At 70.5% G+C, this 22,626-nt stretch carries 24 protein-coding genes and 1 tRNA gene; 13 read left to right on the forward strand and 12 right to left on the reverse strand.

Going from position 1 to position 22,626, the window contains the following annotated elements:
* The first annotated feature begins 134 nt into the window (after window positions 1-134).
* Together GT755_RS14895 and GT755_RS14900 are read left to right on the forward strand one after the other, a co-directional pair.
* Window positions 135-707 (forward strand): RNA polymerase sigma factor, encoded by a 573-nt coding sequence (locus GT755_RS14895; protein ID WP_161480311.1) that lies wholly within the window; start codon window positions 135-137, stop codon window positions 705-707.
* Entirely contained in the window at window positions 700-1,599 is a 900-nt protein-coding gene (locus GT755_RS14900) for a CU044_5270 family protein (protein WP_161480312.1), read from the forward strand. The genes GT755_RS14895 and GT755_RS14900 overlap by 8 nt, the downstream gene beginning before the upstream one ends.
* A 49-nt stretch (window positions 1,600-1,648) precedes the next feature.
* On the opposite strand, the gene GT755_RS14905 is transcribed toward GT755_RS14900, so the two are convergent.
* Window positions 1,649-4,372 carry a cellulose-binding domain-containing protein gene (locus tag GT755_RS14905; protein ID WP_161480313.1) on the reverse strand — a complete coding sequence of 908 codons (2,724 nt, stop codon included), beginning with the start codon at window positions 4,370-4,372 and terminating at the stop codon, window positions 1,649-1,651.
* Between the two features lie 142 nt (window positions 4,373-4,514).
* Here GT755_RS14905 and def point away from each other — a divergent pair, with 142 nt between their 5' ends.
* The 5 genes from def to GT755_RS14930 are packed head-to-tail and all read left to right on the forward strand — an operon-like array spanning window position 4,515 to window position 8,275.
* The gene (def, locus tag GT755_RS14910; RefSeq protein ID WP_407929411.1) at window positions 4,515-5,051 is read left to right on the forward strand and encodes a peptide deformylase; all 537 of its coding nucleotides are present in this window, start codon (window positions 4,515-4,517) and stop codon (window positions 5,049-5,051) included.
* A gap of 8 nt (window positions 5,052-5,059) precedes the next feature.
* Complete coding sequence (locus tag GT755_RS14915; protein WP_161480315.1) at window positions 5,060-5,884, forward strand: patatin-like phospholipase family protein; 825 nt, start codon at window positions 5,060-5,062, stop codon at window positions 5,882-5,884.
* Window positions 5,885-5,913: 29 nt separating this feature from the next.
* Complete coding sequence (locus tag GT755_RS14920) at window positions 5,914-6,336, forward strand: nitroreductase/quinone reductase family protein (RefSeq protein ID WP_161480316.1); 423 nt, start codon at window positions 5,914-5,916, stop codon at window positions 6,334-6,336.
* 30 nt (window positions 6,337-6,366) lie between these two features.
* A complete protein-coding gene (locus GT755_RS14925; protein ID WP_161480317.1) occupies window positions 6,367-8,031 on the forward strand; it encodes a sodium:solute symporter family protein in 1,665 nt (554 codons plus the stop codon).
* Window positions 8,032-8,041: 10 nt separating this feature from the next.
* Entirely contained in the window at window positions 8,042-8,275 is a 234-nt protein-coding gene (locus GT755_RS14930; protein WP_051759199.1) for a hypothetical protein, read from the forward strand.
* Here the strand turns inward: GT755_RS14930 and GT755_RS14935 are convergent.
* Window positions 8,261-9,334, reverse strand: a complete 1,074-nt coding sequence (locus tag GT755_RS14935) for a sugar ABC transporter substrate-binding protein (RefSeq protein WP_161480318.1) — start codon at window positions 9,332-9,334, stop codon at window positions 8,261-8,263. The two genes, GT755_RS14930 and GT755_RS14935, sit on opposite strands and share 15 nt — an antisense overlap.
* Window positions 9,335-9,488: 154 nt before the next feature.
* Here GT755_RS14935 and GT755_RS14940 point away from each other — a divergent pair, with 154 nt between their 5' ends.
* The 3 genes from GT755_RS14940 to GT755_RS14950 all read left to right on the forward strand — a co-directional run bounded on the left by GT755_RS14940 (window position 9,489) and on the right by GT755_RS14950 (window position 13,071).
* Window positions 9,489-10,448, forward strand: a complete 960-nt coding sequence (locus GT755_RS14940; protein WP_161480319.1) for a LysR family transcriptional regulator — start codon at window positions 9,489-9,491, stop codon at window positions 10,446-10,448.
* Between the two features lie 96 nt (window positions 10,449-10,544).
* Window positions 10,545-11,984 carry a S1 family peptidase gene (locus GT755_RS14945; protein WP_161480320.1) on the forward strand — a complete coding sequence of 480 codons (1,440 nt, stop codon included), beginning with the start codon at window positions 10,545-10,547 and terminating at the stop codon, window positions 11,982-11,984.
* Between the two features lie 103 nt (window positions 11,985-12,087).
* Entirely contained in the window at window positions 12,088-13,071 is a 984-nt protein-coding gene (locus tag GT755_RS14950; RefSeq protein ID WP_161480321.1) for an ABC transporter permease, read from the forward strand.
* A 5-nt stretch (window positions 13,072-13,076) separates the two neighbouring features.
* On the opposite strand, the gene GT755_RS14955 is transcribed toward GT755_RS14950, so the two are convergent.
* Complete coding sequence (locus GT755_RS14955) at window positions 13,077-13,823, reverse strand: IclR family transcriptional regulator (protein WP_161480322.1); 747 nt, start codon at window positions 13,821-13,823, stop codon at window positions 13,077-13,079.
* 89 nt (window positions 13,824-13,912) lie between these two features.
* On the opposite strand from GT755_RS14955, the gene GT755_RS14960 reads away from it, so the two are divergent.
* The gene (locus GT755_RS14960; protein ID WP_161480323.1) at window positions 13,913-16,516 is read left to right on the forward strand and encodes a DUF5107 domain-containing protein; all 2,604 of its coding nucleotides are present in this window, start codon (window positions 13,913-13,915) and stop codon (window positions 16,514-16,516) included.
* 127 nt (window positions 16,517-16,643) lie between these two features.
* On the opposite strand, the gene GT755_RS14965 is transcribed toward GT755_RS14960, so the two are convergent.
* A tRNA-Ile gene (locus GT755_RS14965) sits at window positions 16,644-16,717 on the reverse strand.
* Window positions 16,718-16,978: 261 nt separating this feature from the next.
* On the opposite strand from GT755_RS14965, the gene GT755_RS14970 reads away from it, so the two are divergent.
* Complete coding sequence (locus tag GT755_RS14970; protein ID WP_161480324.1) at window positions 16,979-17,797, forward strand: tyrosine-type recombinase/integrase; 819 nt, start codon at window positions 16,979-16,981, stop codon at window positions 17,795-17,797.
* Window position 17,798: 1 nt separating this feature from the next.
* Here the strand turns inward: GT755_RS14970 and GT755_RS14975 are convergent, their stop codons facing one another.
* The 6 genes from GT755_RS14975 to GT755_RS15000 are packed head-to-tail and all read right to left on the reverse strand — an operon-like array spanning window position 17,799 to window position 20,292.
* Window positions 17,799-18,392 carry an alkaline shock response membrane anchor protein AmaP gene (locus tag GT755_RS14975; protein WP_161480325.1) on the reverse strand — a complete coding sequence of 198 codons (594 nt, stop codon included), beginning with the start codon at window positions 18,390-18,392 and terminating at the stop codon, window positions 17,799-17,801.
* Window positions 18,389-18,994 carry a DUF6286 domain-containing protein gene (locus tag GT755_RS14980; RefSeq protein WP_161480326.1) on the reverse strand — a complete coding sequence of 202 codons (606 nt, stop codon included), beginning with the start codon at window positions 18,992-18,994 and terminating at the stop codon, window positions 18,389-18,391. The genes GT755_RS14975 and GT755_RS14980 overlap by 4 nt, the downstream gene beginning before the upstream one ends.
* Entirely contained in the window at window positions 18,991-19,293 is a 303-nt protein-coding gene (locus tag GT755_RS14985; protein ID WP_161480327.1) for an Asp23/Gls24 family envelope stress response protein, read from the reverse strand. The genes GT755_RS14980 and GT755_RS14985 overlap by 4 nt, the downstream gene beginning before the upstream one ends.
* Window positions 19,290-19,475 (reverse strand): hypothetical protein, encoded by a 186-nt coding sequence (locus GT755_RS14990; protein WP_161480328.1) that lies wholly within the window; start codon window positions 19,473-19,475, stop codon window positions 19,290-19,292. The genes GT755_RS14985 and GT755_RS14990 overlap by 4 nt, the downstream gene beginning before the upstream one ends.
* 2 nt (window positions 19,476-19,477) lie before the next feature.
* A complete protein-coding gene (locus tag GT755_RS14995) occupies window positions 19,478-19,849 on the reverse strand; it encodes an Asp23/Gls24 family envelope stress response protein (protein ID WP_202610040.1) in 372 nt (123 codons plus the stop codon).
* Window positions 19,846-20,292, reverse strand: a complete 447-nt coding sequence (locus GT755_RS15000) for an Asp23/Gls24 family envelope stress response protein (protein ID WP_161480329.1) — start codon at window positions 20,290-20,292, stop codon at window positions 19,846-19,848. The genes GT755_RS14995 and GT755_RS15000 overlap by 4 nt, the downstream gene beginning before the upstream one ends.
* Before the next feature lie 233 nt (window positions 20,293-20,525).
* Here GT755_RS15000 and GT755_RS15005 point away from each other — a divergent pair, with 233 nt between their 5' ends.
* On the forward strand, window positions 20,526-21,449 hold the full coding sequence (locus tag GT755_RS15005) for an alpha/beta hydrolase (protein WP_161480330.1): 924 nt from the start codon (window positions 20,526-20,528) through the stop codon (window positions 21,447-21,449).
* Here the strand turns inward: GT755_RS15005 and GT755_RS15010 are convergent.
* Both GT755_RS15010 and GT755_RS15015 read right to left on the reverse strand, forming a co-directional pair.
* Complete coding sequence (locus tag GT755_RS15010; RefSeq protein ID WP_161480331.1) at window positions 21,436-22,266, reverse strand: hypothetical protein; 831 nt, start codon at window positions 22,264-22,266, stop codon at window positions 21,436-21,438. The two genes, GT755_RS15005 and GT755_RS15010, sit on opposite strands and share 14 nt — an antisense overlap.
* 4 nt (window positions 22,267-22,270) lie before the next feature.
* On the reverse strand, window positions 22,271-22,618 hold the full coding sequence (locus GT755_RS15015; protein ID WP_161480332.1) for a TIGR03668 family PPOX class F420-dependent oxidoreductase: 348 nt from the start codon (window positions 22,616-22,618) through the stop codon (window positions 22,271-22,273).
* Between the last annotated feature and the right edge of the window lie 8 nt (window positions 22,619-22,626).

The raw sequence follows: 22,626 nt of genomic DNA on the forward strand, positions 1-22,626 counted from the left end.
ATCCGTGGGTCGTATACCGACATTTCGGGGTCCGCCCCAAGGAGGGCTCGCGGCGCCCGCCAGAATGCGGGAAAGCGATTCGGGCCTGCGGCGGAGTGCAGATGTCAGATGACCGCTTCGCCCGGGGGGCACCCATGACGGCCGATATCGGCGAGCAGGTGGGAGACACCGAGCTCGTCGCCGGATTCCGGCGGGATCCGGAGGCGTTCACCCGCGTCTACGACCACTACTTCCGAGACGTCTACCGCTACGTGGCCGGACGGCTCGGCGAGGACGCCGCCGACGACCTCGCGGCGGAGACCTTCCTCACCGCCTTCCGGCTGCGGGCCAGATTCGACCCCGGACGCGGCGGCCTGCGGCCCTGGTTGTTCGGGATAGCCACCAACCTGGTCGCCCGCCATCGGCGGAAGGAAGCACGGCACTACCAGGCGCTGGCCCGCACGGGCGCCGAGCCGGACGCCGAGAGCCACGAGACCCGCGTGCTCGCCTCCGTCGCGGCCGGACGGCTGCACGCCGACCTGGTGCGGGCGCTGGCGTCGCTGAACCGCGGGGAACGCGACGTGCTGCTGCTCGTGGCCCTGGCCCAGCTCTCCCACGAGGAGGTCGCCGAGGCGCTCGGCGTCTCCTACGGCACGGTCGGCTCCCGGCTGAGCCGTGCCCGCACGAAGCTTCGCAAACTGATCGGCAAGGAGTCGTTCAATGGATGACCTTGAGTCGCTGCGCGTCGCGCTGGCCAAGGAACCCTCGCAGGACACGATCGACCGGGGCCGGCACCGGCTCATGAACGCCGCCCGCCGGCCCGCCCCCCGGAGGCGCGGCCTGCTGGCCGCCGGAGTGCTCACCCTCGGCGCGTCGGCCGCCGCGGTGATCACGCTGCTGCCCTCGGCCACCCCCCAGCCGGCCCCGGCCGAGGCGCGGCCCAGCGTGAGCGCGCCGGTCCAGCTCACCGGCCGGCAGATCCTGCTCGCCGCCGCCGACACCGCCCAGCGCGTGGCCGAGGAGCCCGGGAAGTACTGGCACGTCGTCATCGAGCACACCGGGTCCGACAAGATCGTGAAGGGCCGGAAGGACGAGTCGTGGCGGGCCGAATGGTGGTACCGCCGATCCGACGGGCACCTCTTCGGCGGCACCCCCGACGGCAAGGCCATGGACAACCCGAAGTCCGGCGACTTCTGGGTGCTCGACCACTCGTTCACCTACCAGGAGCTCCAGGAGCTCCCGACCGATCCGGACGCGCTGAAGGAGCTGGCCCTCAAGGGCATGCGCGAGGGCCTGAAGGGCGAGAGGCCCCGGGTCGGCGAGGACGGCTACGTCGCCCTCTCGATGTCCTACCTGCTCTATGACGTGCCGATCCCGCCGCAGGTCAGGGCGGGCGTGTTGCGGGCCATCGCGGCGTTGCCGATCGTGTCGAGCACCGGCGACGTCGACGGCGGCCACGGGGTGACGGTGGACGTCAAGGACTCGTCGTTCACGCTGGTCGTGGACCCGGAGACCGGGCTGCTGCGCAGCATCGTCACCTCACCCGGCAACACGATCGACATCACCACCGCCGAGTGGACCGACGACCTGCCCGAGGTGGTGCCGCCGCCCGCCGAGTGAGGCCGCGGACCGGCCAGGACGGAAAGCGTCCTGGCCGGTCGTCTCGGGGTCAGGCGGGCGTGCAGGTCACGCTCGGGATCGGGTTCGTGCCGGACTGACTGGCGTTGAAGCCGAACGAGGTCGTGCCGTTCGGGTTCAGGTTGCCGTTGTAGTTCATGTTCACGACCGTCTGCTGCGCGCCGCTCGCGGAGTGGACGCCGTTCCAGAGCTGGCTGACGGTCTGCCCGTTGGCCCAGGTCCAGCGGACCGTCCAGCCGGTGATCGCGCTGGTCCCGCTGTTCCGGACGGTCACGCTCGCGCCGAACCCGCCGGGCCAGGAGTTCGTGATCGTGTACGTCGCCGCGCAGGCCTTACCGAGGTTGGGCGACGGACTGGGGCTCGGGGAGGGCGACGGCGAGGGGCTGGGACTCGGGCTCGGGCTCGGGCTCGGCGACGGACTCGGGCTCGGCGACGGGCTGGGGCTCGGTGACGGCGACGGCGACGGGGTGGGGCCGGTGCGGTCGGCGTACAGGATGCCTCTGCCGTTGGTGCCCAGGTAGACGCGGCCGTAGATCCTCGGGTCGCCGGTGATGGCCTCGCCGATGTTGCCGTACTGGTGCTGGTCGTCGTTGATGCGCACCCACGTCGCGCCGGCGTCGTCGGAGCGGAAGACGCCGCGCACCCCGTCGATCTTCGCGACGAGGAAGATCGCCATGTACGACTGCCCGGGGGCCGCCTTGCCGAAGCCGACGTTGTCCGACTCCTCCACGTTGGAAATCTTGGTGAACGACGTGCCGGAGTTGGTCGACCGCCACAGGCCCGCGCCGCCGGCCAGCCAGATGTCGCCCTCGCGCCCCGGCACCGCCTTGAAGCGCGCCGTCGTGGGCAGGCCGGTGGCCGCCGAGGCGGTGAAGGTCTGGCCGCCGTTGGTGGAGACGTAGAAGCGCCCGTCGGCGAAGGCGTAGAACTTCTGCGGGTTCACCCGGTCGGACTCGACCCGCGCGCCCGACGGCACCCCGCTCGCGGTCTGCCATGTGTTGCCGTAGCCGACCGAGTAGACGACCGAGGCCCCGGCGTCGCCGGGCGCCCACACGAAGCGGCTGCCGTCGGCCGCCGCCGCGACCGTGCCGCCGTTGTTGATCCCGCCGGGCTCCTGGCCCTGGAACCAGTTGGCGCCGCCGTCGGTCGAGAAGGCCACGTGGTTGTCATTGGGCCGGTCGGCCTCGGTGAAGTTGCCGACCCTGACCATGGTCGAGGGGTTGAGCTCGGCGTAGTCGAGCGAGGTCGTCGAGGTGAAGTTGGGCTGCAGGAACATCATGGGCGGCACGGCGTCGAGGTCGGTGTGCCGGAACCCGCCGATGTCGCCCAGGCCCGAGATCAGCGGTGCGCTGCCGGTGGGCGGGCTGACGAGGTCGAGGACGGCGGTCTCCTCCAGGCCCTTCACCATGGGCTTGATGGTGAGCTGGCCGCCGGTGTCCCACAGTTTCAGGTCGGTCGAGCCGTAGATGGTGGCGCCGGTGCCGTACATGAAGCGGTTGCCGTCGAAGGGGTCGATCTCCATCGACTCGGTCATCCAGCCCAGCTTGGGCGTGACCTCGGGGGGTTGCGGGTTGGCCCCCCAGCTGAGCCACGGCGCGGAGCTGATGTCCATCTTGTAGCGGAAACTACGGTTCGGGTACGAGGTGTAGTCCCAGATCCGCGTCCAGGTCGCCCCCGAGTCGGTCGACCGCCAGAAGATCACGTCGGGCCACCAGGAGATCTGCGTGGCCACCATGATCGTGCTCGGGTTGGTGCGGTCGATGGTCAGGCCGGAGTAGCCGAAGTAGGCGTCGCCGCTGCTCGACGGGATCGGCGAGATCTGCGTCCAGGTGCCGGTCGCGGTGGCGTAGCGCCAGACGTCGCCCTTGGCCCCGGAGTAGGGCCCGGCGGTGTCGGAGGTGGCGAGGTAGAGGTAGCCGTTGACGTGGTCGAGCACGCCCTTGTGGGCGATGTAGCCGGTCGGGGTGCCGGGCAGCCGCTCCCAGGTGGTGCCGCCGTTGGTCGTCCGGTAGACGGTGTTGGCCTTGTCGGCCACGCCGACGTAGATCGTCTGGGTGGCGTTGCCGGACGTGCCGGTGCGCTTGTCGAAGGTCACCCACACGACGCCGGGCTGGTGGCTGGTGTAGCCGTTGGGGTCGCTCGGGTCGTCGCTGTAGTTCCCGGCGTTCGGGAAGCTGGTCACCTTGGCCCAGGTCGCGCCGTAGTCGGTGCTCCGCCACAGGCCGTTGCCCATCGGCGCGCCCAGGTAGAGGGTGGAGTTGCGGTTGGGGTCGACGGCCAGCCGCTCCCCCATGCCCCGGCCGGGCATGTTGCCGCCCATCTTGAACGGCAGCGGGGTGACCGACCAGGAGTCCCCCTTGTTCGTCGACCGCAGGATCGCCCCGTTGTTCGGGTCCCACGAGTTGGTGTACATGCCCACGGCCGCGTAGACACGGTTGGTCTGCACCGGGTCGGTCGCGATGCTGTCGACCCCGTTGTAGCCCCAGTTCGTGAACCCGACCCAGTCGAGCAGCGGCTTCCACGACGTGGTCGACTGCTCCCAGCGGTACATGCCCCCGATGTCGGTCCGAGCGTAGATGAGGTTCCGCTCGGTCGGGTTGAACACGATGCCCGGCACGAACCCGCCGCCGTCGATCCGCACGTTCTTGTACGTGTACGGATCGGAGGCGACCGCCCCCGCCGGCGCCATCCGCACCACCGCCGCGACCAGCACCAGGGCGGCGATCGCGAGCATGCTGACGATCTTTCTTCGCATGGACGGTTTCTCCTCCGTGAATGGATAACCGGCCATGCACGATCAGGTGGGGACCCTGACCGTCCGCCCAGCGCGTGCATGGAACTTGGTTTGATTACCAAACCAACTATCTCAGGTGGAGACCGCTGCGACAATGGACCACATGAGACCCATCACGATCGTCGGGACGCCGGTCCTGCACACCCCGTGCCGCCCGGTGGAGAAGTTCGACGACGAACTCGCGGCCCTGGCCGACGACATGTTCGAGAGCATGTACGCCGCCGAAGGCGTCGGCCTGGCCGCCAACCAGATCGGCGTCGACCTGCGCGTCTTCGTCTACGACTGCCCCGACGCCGACGAGGTCTTCCAGAAGGGCGTGGTCGTCAACCCGACCCTGGAGCTGCCCCCCGCCGACGAGCAGGAGTTCGACGTCGGCGGCGAGGGCTGCCTGTCGGTCCCCGGCCCCCGCGCCGCCCTGGGCCGCCCCAACGTGGCCACCGTCCACGGCTTCGACCTGCGCGGCGAGCCGATCACGGTGGTCGGCACGGGCGTCCTGGCCCGCTGCTTCCAGCACGAGACCGACCACCTGAACGGCATCCTCTACATCGACCACCTCACCCCCGAGGCCAGAGAGGCCGTCATGACGGAGTTCCGGGAGCTGCAGGGGCGGCCTCCCGCAGACGACGCCGATAGAACATAATTCGGTACATGACGAGAGCATTGGTCCTGGGTGGCGGAGGCATCGCCGGCATCGCCTGGGAGGCAGGGATCGTGACCGGTCTGCGGCGCGAGGGCGTCGACCTGGGGGCCGCCGACACGATCATCGGCACGTCCGCCGGTTCCGTCGTCGGCACCCTCATCGCCACCGGCGCCGATCTGGAGCGGGCCGTCGCGCGGCAGAGCACGTCCGACCACGGGCCCCGCCCGGCCGTCGACATGGCGCCGGTCATGCAGGCGTTCGGCATCCTCTTCGACCCGAGCATCGACCCCAAGGAGGCCCGCCGGAGGGTCGGCGAACTGGCCCTGGCCCTCCCCGTGGTCGACGGCATGGCCCGGATCGAGTCGGTCGGCGACCGGCTCCCGGTGAAGGTGTGGCCCGAGCGCGACCTCCAGGTCACCGCCGTCGACGCCGCCACCGGCCAGTTCGTCGTCTGGACCCGCGAGTCGGGCGTCGAGCTCACCCTCGCCGTCGCCTCCAGCTGCGCCGTCCCGTGCGTCTACCCGCCGGTCGAGATCAACGGCGCCCGCTACATGGACGGCGGCGTGCGCAGCGGCACCAACGCCGACCTGGCCAGGGGCGCCGGCACGGTCGTCGTGCTCGAACCCCTCACCGGTATGGTCCCGCCCGAGCGCCTGGCCCGGGAACTGGAGAAGACCGGCGCGTCCAAGACCGCGTCGATCGGCCCCGACGAGGCCGCCAAGGCCGTGTTCGGCACCAACGTCCTCGACCCCGGCCTGTGGGCCCCCGCCTTCAAGGCCGGCCTCGCCCAGGCGCCGTCGGTCGCCGCGCGGGTCGCCGAGGTGTGGGACTGAGAGCCTCTTTTCCGGCAAGTATGAGGCGCATGAGCAACCCGATTGACGGCGACATCCGTGAGATCAACCGCAGGACGATCGAGGAGTTCCGCGCCCACAAGGGCGGCGGCCCCTTCGAGGGCCGCGCCCTGCTGATCCTCACCACCCGCGGCCGCGTCACCGGCCGCCCCCACACGACCCCGATGATGTACGTCATCGAGGGCGACCACCTGCTGGTCATGGCCTCTGCCGCCGGCGCGCCCGAAGACCCGGAGTGGTACCGGAACCTGCTGAAGACCCCCGAGGTCACGGTGGAGGTCGGCGACCAGGTCTACGTCGCCACGGCCCGGCCGACGGAGGGCCCGGAGTACGACGCGTTGTGGTCGCAGATCAAGAAGAACTACCCGTTCTTCTCCGAACACGAGAAGGCGGCCGGCCGCAAGATCCCGGTCGTCGCACTGGAGCGCACGTGAGGCGGTGAGGTTCGGGGGTAGCGGGGGTCCGTGCTCGCTCTTGCTCCCCAGGACCTGCGCCTGGACGTCAACGCGCTGGACTATCTCATCCTGGCGCTCTACTTCGCCGTCGTGGTGGGCATCGGATTCGCCGCCCGCCGCGCCATCCGCTCCTCCAGCGACTTCTTCCTCGCCGGGCGTGCCCTGCCCGCGTGGATCACGGGTCTCGCGTTCGTCTCCGCCAACCTCGGGGCGATCGAGATCCTCGGCATGGCCGCCAACGGAGCCCAGTACGGCCTCATGACCGTGCACTACTACTGGATCGGCGCCATTCCGGCCATGGTGTTCCTCGGCGTCGTGATGATGCCGTTCTACTACCGGTCGAAGGTGCACAGCGTGCCGGAGTTCCTCCGGCGGCGGTTCAATCCGGCCACGCAGTTGTTCAACGCCATCGCGTTCGCCGTCGCGCAGGTGCTGATCGCGGGGATCAACCTCTACGCCCTCGCGCTCGTCATGGAGGCGCTGCTCGGCTGGCCCCTCTGGTTGTCCGTGATCGTGTCGGCGGCGATCGTGCTGGCGTACATCACCCTGGGCGGGTTGTCGTCGGCGATCTACAACGAGGTCATGCAGTTCTTCGTGATCATCGCGGGGCTCGTTCCCGTGGTGGTGCTGGGGCTGGTCCGGGTCGGGGGCTTCGAGGGGCTCGGGCAGAAGGTCCGCGAGAGCGTGCTCGGGGAGGGCGGGCTGCACACCTGGTCGACGACCGCGTCCACGGACAACCCGCTGGGGGCGAGCTGGATCGGGATCGTGTTCGGGCTCGGGTTCGTGTTGTCGTTCGGCTACTGGACGACCAACTTCGCCGAGGTGCAGCGCGGCCTGTCGGCGCGGAACACCAACGCGGCGCGGCTGACGCCGATCGTGGCGGCCTATCCGAAGTTGCTGATCCCGGTCGTGACCGTGATCCCGGGGCTCGTCGCCCTGGTGCTGTTCTCGAACCTGGGCAAGGAGGGCGGGCCCGCCTACAACTACGCGATTCCGCTGCTCATGAACGAGTTCCTGCCCAACGGGGTGCTCGGGGTCGCGGTGACCGGTCTGCTGGCGTCGTTCATGGCCGGCATGGCGGCGAACATCTCCGGGTTCAACACCGTGTTCACGTACGACATCTGGAAGGGTCACGTGAACGGCGACAAGCCCGACGAGTTCTATGTACGTCTCGGGCGCGTCGCCACCGTCGGCGGTGTGGTGGCCGGCATCGGGACGGCGTTCATCGCGGCCGGGTTCTCGAACATCATGAACTACCTCCAGGCGCTGTTCGCGTTCTTCAACGCGCCCCTGTTCGCGACGTTCATCATCGGCCTGTTCTGGAAGCGGATGACCCCGTGGGCGGGCTTCTGGGGCATCATCGCGGGCACCCTGGCGGCGTTCGCGGTCTACATCCCCTACCGGGCGGGGGTGCTCGACCTCGGCACCGACCTGAACGCCTCGTTCGTGGCCGCCGGGGCGGCGTTCGTCGTCGACGCGGTCGTGTCGGTCGTGATCACGCTGGTGACCACGCCCAAGCCGGAGGAGGAGCTGCGGGGGCTGGTGTACGGGCTGACCGACGTCGACCTCAAGGACGACTCCCTGGCCGGGGACCGGGCCTGGTACCGCTCCCCGGTGATCCTCGGATCCGGCGCGCTGGTCCTGGCCGCCGCCTTCTACCTGCCGTTCCTGTAAGGGGGACTCGATGTTGTTCGACATCCGCCGCATCCTGGGCGGCCTGTTCGCCGTCTACGGCGTGATCCTGGTCGTCGCCGGGCTCCTCGACGGGGCCGAGGAGATCGCCAAGGCCGAGGGGGTGCGCATCAACCTGTGGACCGGGGTCGGGATGCTGGTGCTGGCCGGGGTGTTCCTGGTGTGGGAGCGGCTGCGGCCCAAGGACGTGCCCGACCCCTCCGACGAGTCGTCAGGCGATGCCTAGCTCCGCGCACGCCGGCTTCATGGTGGCCGGGTTGCAGACCTCGTTGACCGTCCAGAAGCCGTCCCTGACCACGGTATCCTTGATCGTGTCCCGGGTGACCACGATCGCCTTGGTGATCATGGCGGGGATCGCCTGCTCGGTGTCGTTGCTCACCGTGCTGGTGCCCCGGACCGGTCGGCCGGCGCCCAGGTCCACGGCCAGCTGCGCGGCGTTCTGCGCCTCGGGCTGGATCGGCTTGTAGATGGTCATCGTCTGGGTGCGGAGCATGATGCGGTGGATGGCCTCCAGGTCGGCGTCCATGCCGGTCAGCGGGGTGTCGGGGGGCATGCCCGAGTCGCGGATCGACGCCGCGGCGCCGTCGGCGAGGCCGTCGTTGGCGGCGTACACGCCGACGATGTTGGCGGGGCCGATGCGGTCCATGGCCATCTCCGACTCGCGTTCGGCCTCCTCGGGGCTCCAGCCGGGGGTGTCGTACTCGGCGCCGATGCGGACCCGCCCGTCGAGGGCGGCGTGGGCGCCGGCCTTGAACTCGGCGGAGTTGGGGTCGGTCGTCGGGCCGTTGAGCATGATGATCTGGCCCTCGTGGCCGCGGGCCCTGATGGCGTCGACCAGGGCCTGGCCCTGCAACCGGCCCACCTCGACGTTGTCGAAGGAGGTGTAGGCGTCGATGGCGCCCTCCGCGAGACGGTCGTACGAGACGATCCGGACGGCCCGCGCGGCGGCGCGGTCGACCGACGGCTGGATTCCGCGGGCGTCCACCGGGGTCAGGATGACGGTCTTGATCCCCTGGGCGGTGAACTGGTCGAGCTGGCGGCGCTGCGCGACGGGGTCGCCCTCGGCGTTGACCGAGACGATCTCGCAGTTGGGGCAGAGCTGGGCGACCGACGAGGTGATGTACGGGCGGTCGAACTTCTCCCACCGGGGGGTCGTCAGGTCGGGGAGCATGAGTCCGATCTTGAACCCGCGGGCGATGATCTCGGCCGGACCGGTCTGCGGAGGCTTCTCGGGGCCACAGGCGGCCACGGCGACCAGCAGCGCCAGCGCGAGAAAGGTCCTCACTCATGCCCCCCGTTCGTCTGGGGAGGCCTACCCTGCCCGTTGCCCGGGGGTAACGGTGGTGGCGGAGTCTTGATAGACCTTTTCCGACATGACTAGTCAGAATGTGTGACAAATCATCATTGCTGGAGTTATTCGGGGGTCATACCTTCACGTTATGGACCTGGAGCTCCGCCATCTCAGAATCGTGCGTATGGTCGCCGAGACCGGCAGCGTCACCAAGGCGGCCAGTGCGCTCGGGCTCGCGCAGCCCGCGCTCACGGCACAGTTGAAGCGGATCGAACGGGCACTCGGGGGCAGCCTGTTCGAGCGGGACCACACCGGTTCCCGCCCCACCGCACTCGGGGAGCTGGTGCTCGCCCGCGCACAGGTGCTGCTGCCCGCCGTACAGCAACTGCAGGAGGAGGCCGCCCGGCTGGCCAACGGTGAACCCGACGGCCGCCGCTACCGGATCGGCGCCGCAAACGGGCCGATCCTGGGCGGCCTGGTCGACCGGCTGGCCGCGGCCGAGCCCGGCGCGGTGATCACCACCGCCACCTCGTGGTCGACCGGGGAACTGGCCACCAAGGTGATGCTCGGGCGGCTCGACTTCGCCCTGATCGGGGTCTGCGGCGACTCCCGGCCCCCCGGCGACGAGGCGCTGTCGTGGGCCATGGTCGCCAACGATCCGGTGTTCGTGCTGGTCGCCGACTCCCATCCGCTGGCCGGAGAACGGGAGGTCGAGCTCGGCGACTTCGCCAGGGAACAGTGGGCGGTCACCCCCGGCGACGGCTGCTTCGGCGAGTGCTTCGCCGTGGCCGCGTCGCGGTCGGGGTTCGCCCCGTCTGCGATCTACGAGACCGACGTCGCGACCTGCGTCCACCTGGTGCGGGTCGGCCGCGCCGTGGCGTTGTGCCAGGCCACGTTCCGCCGCAGCGAGGGGATGGTGGCCTTACCCGTACGCGGGGCGCCGCTGCGCTGGCGGCAGCTGCTCGGCTGGCATCCGGAGACCGCGGCCGCCCAGTCGGCGCCGGCCGTGGTCAGCCACGCCAAGTTCTCCCACCTGGACGCCGTCCGGCAGAGCGCCCCCTACTCGAACTGGCTGGCCCGGAACCCGGGATACGGAACCATGCCGTAGCCGGGCCATAACACGGTGGTAGGGGGCAAACGACGGCTCCTCGGGGGCGTGCCTGGAGATTACGTTCAGGGCACTCCCAGCCCCCAAGGAGAATCGATGCGCAGCAGGCACATCCTGAGCGCGGCGAGCGCCCTCACCATGGGCGTCGCCCTCGTCCTGTCCTCCGCCCCGGCCGCCGTCGCGGCGCCGGCGAAACCGGCACCCTCGATGTTGGAGGCCCTCCAGCGCGACCTCAACCTCTCCGCCGAGCAGGCCCAGCTCCGTCTCGTCAACGAGGCCCGGCTCAGCAAGCTCGAAGGCAAGGTCCGCACCGACCTCGGCTCGGCCTTCGGCGGGTCGTGGCTCAGCGGCGACACCGCGAACGCGCTGACGGTCGCGACCACCGACGCGTCCAAGGTCGGCGCCATCGAGGCCGGCGGCGCCAAGGCGCAGGTCGTGACCCGGTCGTTGGGCGACCTGACCACGCTCAAAGACCGGCTCGACGCCGCCACCGCCCCGCAGACCGTGCCCGTCTACTACGTCGACGTGAAGTCGAACTCGGTCGTCGTCGAGACCCGCGACCAGGCCGCCGCCGAGGCGTTCGTGGCCTCCGCCGGGGTCGACAAGGCGGCCGTGACCTTCGTCGCGTCCAGCGAGCAGCCGGTCCCCTACTACGACCTGCGCGGCGGCGACGCCTACTACATCAACAACTCGGGCCGCTGCTCCATCGGCTTCTCGGTCACCCGCGGCAGCACCCCCGGATTCGTCACCGCGGGCCACTGCGGCACGGCCGGCAGCTCGACCCAGGGCTACAACCGGGTCGCGCAGGGCACCTTCCAGGGCTCCTCGTTCCCCGGCAACGACTACGCCTGGGTCGCGGTGAACTCCAACTGGGTGCCGACCCCCACCGTGGCCGGCACCTCCGCGACCGTGTCGGGCTCGACGGCGCAGGTCGTCGGCGGCTCGATCTGCCGCTCCGGATCCACCACGGGCTGGCACTGCGGCACCGTCCAGCAGATCGGCACGTCGGTCACCTACCGGGAGGGCACCGTCTCGGGCGTGACCCGCACCAACGTCTGCGCCGAGCCCGGTGACTCGGGCGGCTCGTGGATCTCCGGCACCCAGGCCCAGGGTGTCACCTCCGGCGGCAGCGGCAACTGCACCGTCGGCGGCACCACCTACTTCCAGCCGGTCAACGAGATCCTGTCGGCCTACGGCCTGACCCTGACCACCACGGGCACCCCGCCCGGCGGCGGCACCTGCAGCGGCTACGCCAGCACCACCACCGGCTCGGTCAGCAGCGGCGGCAACGCCTACAGCGCCCAGTTCACCGCCAACGCGGGCACCCACCGCCTGTGCCTCGACGGCCCGAACGGGGTCGACTTCGACCTGTACCTGCAGCGCCTGAGCGGCTCCACCTGGACCAACGTGGCCAGCGGCACCAGCTCCGGCCCGGACGAGACCGTCACCTACACCGGCACCGCGGGCACCTACCGGTACCGCGTCCACGGCTACAGCGGGTCGGGCAGCTTCACCCTCGCGTACACCCGCCCGTAGAACGTAAAACTTTCGGTCGATTCAGCACCGTCGGGCTTTATTCGCGGCCCGGCGGTGTTGACCGTTCTGAGACCTTTTAGCAGAACTCGTATGGGGGACTTCAATGTCGGGCACCAGTCGCCGGATCCGGGCGCTGGCGGGTTGCGTCGTCGCGGCGCTCGCCGGTCTGCTCCTGATCGGCACGGGCCTCCACCTTTCCGGCGCCGGCTGGCACCTCGCGCGCTGCCTGTCGGGCGGCGCAGCCCCCTTCGACGCGGCCGTCCTCCCGGCGGGATATCCGGGGCTCGCGACGATCCCGTCCTTGCCCGAGACGTCGGTCGCGCAGATCCGCGCGGTGCCGGGCGTGGCCTCCGTCGTGCCCGTCCAGGGCGGCGAGGTGGGCCTGGTCGGCTTCGGTTCCCTGGTCCCGCTGGAGGCGGTCGCGCTGGACATGGCGCTGCTGTCGTCCTCGGGCATGGAGGGCGAGGCCCCCCGCGGCGCCTCCGACGCCGTCCTCGACCAGCGCACCGCCGACCAGCTGCACCTGGAGGTCGGCGAGACGATCACGGTGCACGGGAACGGCGCCGACCGCTCCTTCGAGATCACCGGCGTGACCGAGTCCCAGGGCAACCCGACGCTGGACGTGCGGGGCACCCTGGGGGTGCTGCCGATGACGGCGGCCGACCTGGTCGGGTCACTGGAGACCGAGGTGGTGCACGTCCGCGCCGCCGACGACGTCGACCCCGGCGAGCTGCGCAACCGCCTGCAGTCCACCCTCGGCGGCGAGTACGACGTGCTGACCCACGCCGAGATGCTCGCCAGCGGCGACGTGACGGCCGAGACGCTGCCGCCGGTGCTCGGCGTGGTGGGCTCGCTGCTGGTCGTGGGGGCGGCGCTGACGGCGTACATGGGCCGGCAGTCGACGACCACCACGAGCCTGCTGATGGCGACGGCGGTGCTGAGCGTGGCCGCGACGGCCGCGGTGATCGTGGCGTCGGCGGGCGTGGAGATCTCCACGCCGACGATCCTGGCGGTGGCGGGCACGACCGCCGCGGCGGCCCTGGCGGCCATGCTGATGCGCCCGAAGATCGTCAGCCACATCGGCTGAGCTTCCTAGTGGAGCAGGTTCGTCACGGCCGAGGCGGCCGCCCGCAGGGCCGGGACGAACGAGAGCAGCTCCTCCCGCGACAGCAGGGGCGCGACCGTGGAGACGCTGACGCCGCCCGCGACGTGCCCGGCCCGGTCGAAGACCGGAGCCCCCAGGCAGCGGATGGCCGTCTCGTTCTCCTCGTCGTCGACGGCGTAGCCCCGCTCACGGATCCCGGCCAGCTCGGCCGCCAGCAGGCCGGACGAGGTCAACGTGGCGGGCGTCCTGGCGGGCAGCCCGGCGGCGGCCAGGACCGCCGCCAGTTCGTCGGGCGGGAGGTGCGCGAGCACGCACTTGCCGATCGCGGTCGAGTGGAGCGGCAGCCGCATGCCCACCCGTGAGGCCATCCGGTAGGGCCGGTCCCCCTCGACCTTCTGCACGTACACGGCGTGGTCCCCGCTGCGCAGCGCGAAGTGCACCGTCTGCCGGACCTCCGCCGAGAGCCGGGTCAGCACCTCGCCGACCCCGCCCGCTCCCGCCGCCTTGACCTCCTCGGCCAGCGCGAACATCCGGATCCCGGCGCGGTAGCTGCCGCCGCCCTCGGCGGCCACGAAGCCCAGCTCCACCAGCGTCGACAGGATGCGGTGCACGCTCGCCTTCGGCACCCCGGCGTCCGCGCAGATGTCGGCGAACCGGCGCGGGCCCGGACCGGCGACCGCCGCTTCCAGCACGGTCAGTGCCTTGGTGAGCGCATTTCCCGTTTTGGGGTCCATTGACAGGTTGATCCCTTCAACTTAGCGTCTCATCCATTCCACCACGCAGTCCAGCGTTCCGCCAGACGGAACATTTCGAGAGGACCCCCGTGAAGAACCGCGCCCTCTTAGCCCTGGCCCTGGCGATGACCTCAGTGGGAACCACGCTCGTGGCGCTCCCCCCACCGGCTGCGGCCGCGCAGCGGCAGCACGCGCCGCTGCGGATCAGCCAGGTCACCGCGGTCGACGACCGGTCGATCGACATCACGTTCAACTCCACCCTCGGGCCGGACATCCTGCAGTTCACGGCGGCGAACCCGGCGTACGCGGGACAGTTCGTCAAGATCAGCGGCGGCGCGCTCGACGGCCGGCCGGTCGCCCAGATCGCCGGCACGACCGTGCGTCCCGTCGACACCCCCGGCCACCGGACCCTGCGGGTGGTCCTCGGCCCCGGTGTCACCCTCGACACCGGGACCTACGAGCTCTGGTTCGACGGCGGCGCCGACACGCTCGGCGACCTGTTCTTCCGCTCCGCCGACGGCCGCGCCCTGCCCGGCACGTCGACCACGCCCGTCAGGTTCGCGGGCACCGCCGACGACGCCGCCCCCGCCCGGATCGCCTCCGCGAGACGACTCGACACCCGCACGGTCGAGGTCACGTTCGCCACCACCGTCTGGTCGGGCGTCCCGGCCGGCGCCTACACGGGCGCGGACATCACCCTGACCGGCGGCGACGCCGTTTCCCGGCCCGTGTACGTCGAGGGCGTCCCCGGCACCGCCCAGCGCGTGTACCGCCTCTACTTCGGCGCCGACCTCACGGCCTCGTACCGGCTGGCACTGGCCCCGGCGTTGCGCCTGACCACGAACGCGGGCCAGACCACCACGGAGGTCGCCGCCGACGTGACCGGCGGCGGCGGCGCCTACGAGGCCCCGAGGATCGCCGGGGCCGAGGTCGCCGACACCGGCGACCGCATCCAGATCCGCTTCAGCCGCCGGATCGCCTCGGTCGGCGCGCTGCCCGTCAAGGAGACCCGGACCGGCGTGAGCGGCACGAACGTGACCGCCGCCCAGGTCCGCGCCCTGCTGCGGTTCTCCGGCCTGCGTGCCACCTCGGGCCGGGACGCCGCCGAGGCGCTCCGCGACGACGCCGCCTACTTCTCCGACGCCTCCACTCTTGTCGTCAAGCTCGACGACCCGCTCAAGCCCGGCTCACGCGGCACCGTCGCCCTCGTCGAGGGCGCGCTGAAGGACGTCACCGGCACGGCCGGCACCGCCACCGCCGCCGTGCCCGTGCAGGCCCCCCGGCACCCGAGGCCGCCCGGCTCCGGCTTCAACCCGCACGGCCCCGACTACCTGAAGGTGAACACCCGCGCCACCACGGTCTTCCAGCGCTACGACCACCGGGTCAGCGACGACGGCGTCTCGGTCCGCCGCGACGGCGTGGCCGACAAGGTCAGCGGCCAGACCATCAAGACCATCGAGGTCGACACCAAGTACCTGAAGGCCGTCTTCGCCCCCGAGTACGGCGGCCGGCTGGTCTCGATGATCTACAAGCCCACCGGCAACGACCTCTTCTACACCAACCCGGTCGGCACCCCCTACGGCTTCTCCAGCGCCGCCCCCGGGACACCCGGGAACTCGCCGTTCTACCAGAACTGGCTGATGGTCTGGGGCGGCGTGTTCCCCACGCTCACCGAGGCCGAGCACGGCAAGTTCTGGAACGTCCCCTGGGACTACTCGATCAAGCAGGAGAACGGCCGCTTCGCCCTCACCATCACCAAGACCGACGACGTCGACTACCCGTACAAGCCCAGCCGGTACGTCTACGGCGCCACCGGCCTGAAGACGTCGGTCACCTACACGATCGACGCCCGCAGACCGACTCTGGACATGACGGTCGGCATCGAGAACCCCGGCGCGGAGGACAGGCGCTTCGAGTACTGGACCTGCACCACCCTGGCCCCCGGCGCCCCCTCGGACCAGGGGTCGCCGACCATGTCGGTCGTCTCCCCGGTCAAGACGATCTACCGCGACCCCGGCTACCGGTGGATGGAGAGCGTCGAGGAACCCGCGGGCCCGGCCGGCTCCGGCCTGCTCAAGCTCGACAAGCTCAACCAGATGTCCAACTGGACGCGCGACGGCATCGCCTACGGCCAGGACCTCGCCACGCTGCCCCAGGGCGACTGGTGGGGGGTGATCAACCACGAGAACAACGAGGGCGTCATCCGGGTCGGCGACAACAAGAAGACGCCGGGCATGAAGTTCTGGGAGTGGGGCCAGAACAACTCCTTCGACACCAACGTCTACACCAAGGGCAACTCGGCCCGGCCGTACATCGAACTGTGGGCCGGCGCGTCGCCGAAGTTCTTCACCCCCGCCGTCCTGAAGGCCGGCCAGACCCTGTCGTGGACGGAGACCTACCTGCCCACGATGGACCTCGGCGGCGTCACCAACGCCAACGCCAACGGCGCGGCCGAGGTCAGGGTCGACGCGTCGGGCACGGTCACCGGCCGCCTGTTCGCCACGGCGATCGGCAAGCGCCTGCGCGCGACCCTGGTCGACGCGTCGACGGGCGCGACCCTCGACTCCGAGACGTTCACCGGTTCGCCCGACACTGCGGTGCGGCTCGGCGGCACGGTCGAGCCGGGCGTCCAGGCGCGCCTGATCCTGACGGAGGGCGACACGACGCTGCTGACGGCCGAATCGGGCCTCTGACCCTCATCGGAACGGCCCGGCGGCACACCGGGCCGTTCCCGGCACGGTGCAATGATCATCTTGCGTTGATCACCGGATATCCTGTGGAGGGCCGTCCGCTTTCCACGATTTGGCCTGGGGTTGTGAGTAGGGCGGGTGGGACTTGAACCCACGACCCACGGATTATGAGTCCGATGCTCTGACCGGCTGAGCTACCGCCCCGCTAAAAGCGTGCCTGATCTGGGAATTCGTCAAGCTGTCGGAACGTACCACAAGCGCATAACTAAGCGACAGCATAGGATTCGCAACGTGGCCGAACGGAGACAGCGTATCTCACCACCCTTGATCAACATGGTCGCCTCGTATCGACTGGCCCTGGAATCGGCCAATCGCAGCGAGGGCACGATCCGTTCATACGAAGACACGATCAAGCTATATCTGCGTCACGCAGACGTACATGCCCTCCCCATAACGGTTGATGACGTGGACGCCGACGCGATCCGCCGCTTTCTGCTCGCCACCCGCGCCGGCTGCTGGATCGACGACGACGAAGTTCGCACCCGGTGTGAATGCGGACTGAACGCCACCTCCCCCGGCAACGCGCACAAGCACTACCGCAATCTGCGGGCGTTCTTCGGATGGCTGATCAAGGAGCAGGAGCTGCTCGGGCCGCACCCCATGGCGGCCGTCGTCGAGCCGGAGGTGCCCGACAACCCCGAGGACGTCTTCACCGACGACGAACTGCGGGCCCTGGTCAAGGTGTGCGACGGCGCGACCTTCGAGAGCCGCAGAGACCTCGCCATCATCCGGATCTTCATGGACACCGGCATGCGCGCAGGCGGCCTGACCGGGCTCCGCTACCACCCCACCGACCCCGACCTGTCCGACGTCGACCTCGGCGGCAAGCAGCTCACCATCCACCTCAAGGGCGGGCGCACACGGCGAATACCCCTCGGGGCCAAGGCCGCCGCGGCCCTCGACCGGTATCTGCGGGCGCGGGCCCGCCACAAGGACTTCGCGGAGCCGTGGCTCTGGCTCAGCGTGAAGGGGCGGTTCACCCAATCGGGTGTGCGGCAGATGCTGGAGCGCCGCGCGAAGGAGGCGGGCGTCCACAACGTGCATCCGCACCGGTTCCGGCACACCTTCGTGGACGACTGGCTGGAGAGCGGCGGCACCGTCCAGGACGTCATGGAGGTGGGGGGATGGAAGAGCGCCCAAGCCGCCCTGCGGTACGGCCGGGCCGCTGACGAACGCCGGGCCCACACGGCGCACGCCCGTCTGTCGCCCGGCGACCGGATATAACTCAGTGGACCTCGCGGGTCCGCCCGCCCGGGTCGAAGCGGAGCCGTATCAGGGCGGGCAGGCGTTCCAGCCCCAACGCGGTCCGCAGGTCGGGGAGCGCCTCGTCGTGCAACCGGGTGATCAGGGTGTCCGGATGCGCCGGATCCTGTGAGGTCACCCGCAGCTCGAGGGCGGGCGCGTCCGGCTTGCCACGCAGCGAGGCCCGTGCGCTCCGCACGCCCTCGTAGGCGCTGACCTGACCGGCCAGGGTTTCGCCGGCCTGCCTGCCGCCGATCTCGGTGACCCCGGACGGGCCGGCCTCCAGCCGCACCCGATCCAGCCGGTCGAGCCGGAACTGGGCGATCAGCCAGCCGAGTCCGATGGCGCCCACCACGGCGCCCGCGGCGGCGACGGCCGGCCAGAACCAGGAGGTGGAGCCGGCGAAGGCGGAGACGGCACCGGGCAGCAGGGGCGCCCGGGCCGCGTTCGCGCCGAAGAGTCCCAGGCCGCACGCCAAGGCGGCGGCGCCCGCCGCGAGAAGGATCAGACCGAGCAGCACCAGGCCGGTGCGGTTGCCCCACGCGATGCCCCGGCCGAAGGCCCTACCTGGTGTCATGGCGCACCTCTCACCTTGGTCTTGACCGTGTAACGGCCGACCGGCGCGAGCTTGGCCAGCTCGTCCTCCACGGCGACCCGCACGCGCTCGCGCACTGCGGCCGTGTCGCGCAGGTCGGTGCCCGCGTGTACGGTCACCCGCCGCCCGCGTACCCGCGCCCGTGCCCGGCGCACCCCGTCCACCTGAGCCGCGACCGTGCCGAGCACCCGGGCCAGCATGCGCCGCGGCGTGCTGATGATCATGTCGGGGTCGCCGCTGCGCAGCGCCACCAGCCGGGGTCGCCCGGGGACCGTCCCGATCAGGATGAGCAGCACCCCCACGATCGCCACGGCCCCGGCTGACGCCATGACCGCGTTGTCCTGCCAGGTCGCGGCACGCGCCCAGTCCGCCACCCGGTCGTAGGGCACGATCCGCGCCGGGTGGCCGAACAGCGCCGAGAGTGTCTGCACCGCGATCAGCAGCCCGGCGGCGAACAGGACGAGCGCGGCGATCGCCGCGGGCACCTTCCGCTTGGGACGCAGGAAGCGCGACCCGCCCCTCCCCCGCGCGGACACGCGGGAAGCCGGTTCCGGGCCTTCAGCTCCCGTGTGGAGAGTCGTCATAGCCGCTCCTCGATTCTGACGAGCCGGACGATGTCGACGTCGACGTTCTCAACCGTGATGCCGGTCAGGTCGCCCATCCGGCTCATGAGCCGCTCGCGCGCCTCCGCCGCGACCTGAAGCAGTGGCGCCGGGTAGCGGACGGCGAGGCCGAGACGCACGGCCGCGACGGCTCCGCTGACGGACGCCGCCACTCGCGGCGTTCCCGCGAGCCGGTCGTCGGCGGCGGCCACCTCTGTCGCGATCTTCACGAACGCGCGCTCCGAGACCGTGGTGGCGCCGTGCCCGGCCATGGCGGTCACTGCCGCCTGGCCCGAAGCCTGGGAATCTGGACGCCGCCTTCGAGCATGAGCCCGACGAAGAAGCCGACGACTCCCAGGACCAGCACGATGAGGAAGGCGTTGAGGCCGCCGAAGGCGCCCACGATTCCGAGGATCGTGCCGAACACGAGCCCGACGATGGACCAGACTGGGAACTCGTTCATGATCATCCTACCTTCCTGGCTTCTTCGGTGTCGGTGACGTCTTCGACCATCACGTCCACACGCCTGTCGCCGGACAGCGGGCTCACGGCTTCGCGAACCTCGTCCACGATCTCGGGTATCGGCCTGCCGTACCGGACGGCCACATGAATCTCGACCGCCTCGTCGCGCAGGGACACCCCCGGCACGGATCCGCCGGGCCGATACGTGGCGACCGTCCCGAACGGACCACGGGTGAGCCCGGCGACGCCCGGACAGGAGACCACCGTCTCGGCGATCCGCCCCGCGTCCGGAGCGGTCCGGGGGCGCGTGACCCCCGGGTCCGGCGGAGCCGCCGGATCGAACCGGGGGGCCGTACGGCCCCTGCCCCTGGTCATTGGACCCGCGCACCTTCCCTCATGCCCGAGGACTCGTCCTGGCTCGGCAGGTAGACGTCATCGACCGCGACGTTGACCTCGGTCACCTCGAGCCCGCACATCTGCCCGACGGCCGTCGTCACGTGTTCTCGGACCGCTGCCGCGAGGTCCGGGATGGCCACGCCGTAGTCGACGACCAGATCGATGTCCACGGCCGCCTGGCGTTCGCCGACCTCGACGGCGATGCCGCGCGTGACGCCGTCCTCGCCGACGAGTCTGCCCTTGAACGCGCCGAACGCGCGGGCCGGCGCGGTGCCGAAGTCGTGGACCCCGGAGATCTCCCGGGCGGCCACGCCGGCGATCTTCGCGACGACGTCCCCCGAGATGGTGGTGCGTCCGTGGTCGTGGGCGCGATCTCGCGGGACTGGCGCGCCCTGGGCCGATGGCGCATGGGTCTCCGTCATATGAATCCCCCACTTTGGCCTTTTTGACGGCCTTATCGGTTTCTGGCCGCCTTCATCCCTTAGTACCCATTTTGATGAAGGAAGGGATGAAGGTCAGGGTTAGGTTGCGTCATGGGCCTGCCTCGACTTGCCAAAGCGGCATTTTCCGGCGTCCGTACTCGCACAGATCTCGCTTGGACGATTGCGCACCGTCAGTGAATACTCGTCCGGGGAAGTCGAGTATGTTCTCGCGCATGCCGCTGCACCCGCAGTCCCAGTTCTTCCTCGACCGTTTCCCGCCCGTCGCCGGGGCCGACCTCGACGCGCTCACCGACGACGAGGTGGCCGTGCTCCGGAACCTCGACAACAAGACCGCCGAGCGCGGGGCCCCCGTCGAGGTCTTCTCGGCCGTCGACACGACGGCCGCCGGAGTTCCCGTACGCGTCTACCGCCCCACCGGCGAAGAGTCGCTTCCCGTCGTGGTCTACCTCCACGGCGGCGGCTGGGTCTACGGCACCCTCCCCCAACTCGATCCTCTCGGCCGTGACCTGGCCGTTCGCAGCGGGGCGGTGGTCGTGATGGCCGACTACCGGCTGGCGCCCGAGCACGTCTTCCCGGCCGCCGTCGACGACGCCTGGGCGGTCGTCCGCGACGTCTTCGACCGTCCCTCCTTCTACAACGCCGTTCCGGGCATGGTCGCCGTCGCGGGCGACAGCGCCGGGGGCAACCTGGCCGCGGTGACCGCCTGGCTGGCCCGCGACGCCGGGTTGCCGCTCGTCCACCAGGCCCTGATCTACCCGGTGACCGACGTGGCCATGGACACCCCGAGCTACACCGAGTTCGCGCACGGCTTCGGCCTCAGCGTGACCGACATGGCGTGGGTCGTCCGCAAGTACGCCCCCGGCGTCGACCCCCGCGACCCCCGCCTGTCCCCTCTCCACCTGGCCGACAAGTCGGGGCTGGCCCCCGCGACCGTCATCACCGCCGAGTACGACGTGCTCCGGGACGAGGGCCGGGCGTACGCCAAGGCGCTGGCGGACGCCGGGGTGCCGGTCGACCACCACGACTACGCGGGCGCGCTGCACGGGTTCGTCTCCTACCCGGGGTTCTTCGACGTGGCCGACGAGGCCAGGGAGCACGTCGCGCGGAACCTGCGGGCGGCCTTCAGACGTCCCTGAGCTCCCCGAGTTCCTCCGCCGTCACCGGCCGGGTCTGGGCGAAGCCGCGCACCAGCACCTCTTCCGGCACGTCGTTGGCGATCATCTGCATGGTCACCCCGCCGGCCCGGCCGAGCGCCCGGGTGAAGCCGCCCGCGGTCCTGACCCACACCCCCGGCGCGGCCTGGCGGCAGGTGGCGTCCGCGTCGATCGGATATCGGGGGACCGGGTCGAGGCACATCTCCTCGGGATCGCTGGCCCCGGGATGGAGGTAGACCTCGACCTCGGTCTTCCCGTCGGGCGACGCGTAGGTCAGCGCGATCTCCCCGTTGACCGGGAAGCTGCTCGACGAGACCAGGTCGTGCCCGGGGATGACCGGCGCGACCAGCGGCACTCCGGAGGAGGCGATCATCTCCTCGAACTCGCGGTCGTACTTGAGCTCCTCCACCGGGCCGGTGGCGGCGAACCCCGCGATCAGGAGAGCGCTCACGCCGATTTTCGGCCATGGGAACCCAGGGGAGAAGAACCAGGAGACGATCAGGAAACCCAGCGCCGGATAGGCCAGGATGACCGGCCACGGCACGTCGTGGTCGAGCAGCGAGTGCCATGCGACCACGGTGAACATCAGGAAATAGGCGCCGGGAAACGCGAGCAGGCCGACGGGCAACCACCAGGGCAAGCGCGCCAGCCAGCCGAAAATCAGGCCGAGCGTGAGCGGGGCTGCGAAGACCAGCATGAGGCCGCCGACGACGTCGTCCGTCGGCGCCCACATGCTGAACACGAGCGCGGCCACCCAGATCGCCATGGCGACCAGCAGGCGTCTCCCCCATAACGGCATGCGCCTAGTCTGGCAGCGCCGTCCAATCCCGCCATAGATGTACGTCGATCACAATGAACGGCCCGACCGGCGGAATTTCCCGATATTGCGGATATTTTGCCGTCAACGCGACGACCGGCCATTCATCGACGACCCGGGCGGTCCCGTCCGCCCGTACCCACCACAACCTCTCCCAGTTCTCCTCGTAGTGGTCGGCGAGCACGCTCACCCGGGGATCGGCCGCGATGTTCTCCAGGCGGCGCAACCGCCGGGTGGTCTTGGGCTTGTGGTCGACGGCGGTCACGATCACGTCGCCCTCCAGGGCGAAGGTCACCGGCACGACGTGCGGGCCGGCGGTCGCCAGCCGGGCCACCCGGGCCG

This window comes from Herbidospora solisilvae (genome assembly GCF_009901565.1).
In the GTDB taxonomy this organism is placed as follows: Bacteria; Actinomycetota; Actinomycetes; order Streptosporangiales; family Streptosporangiaceae; genus Herbidospora; species Herbidospora solisilvae.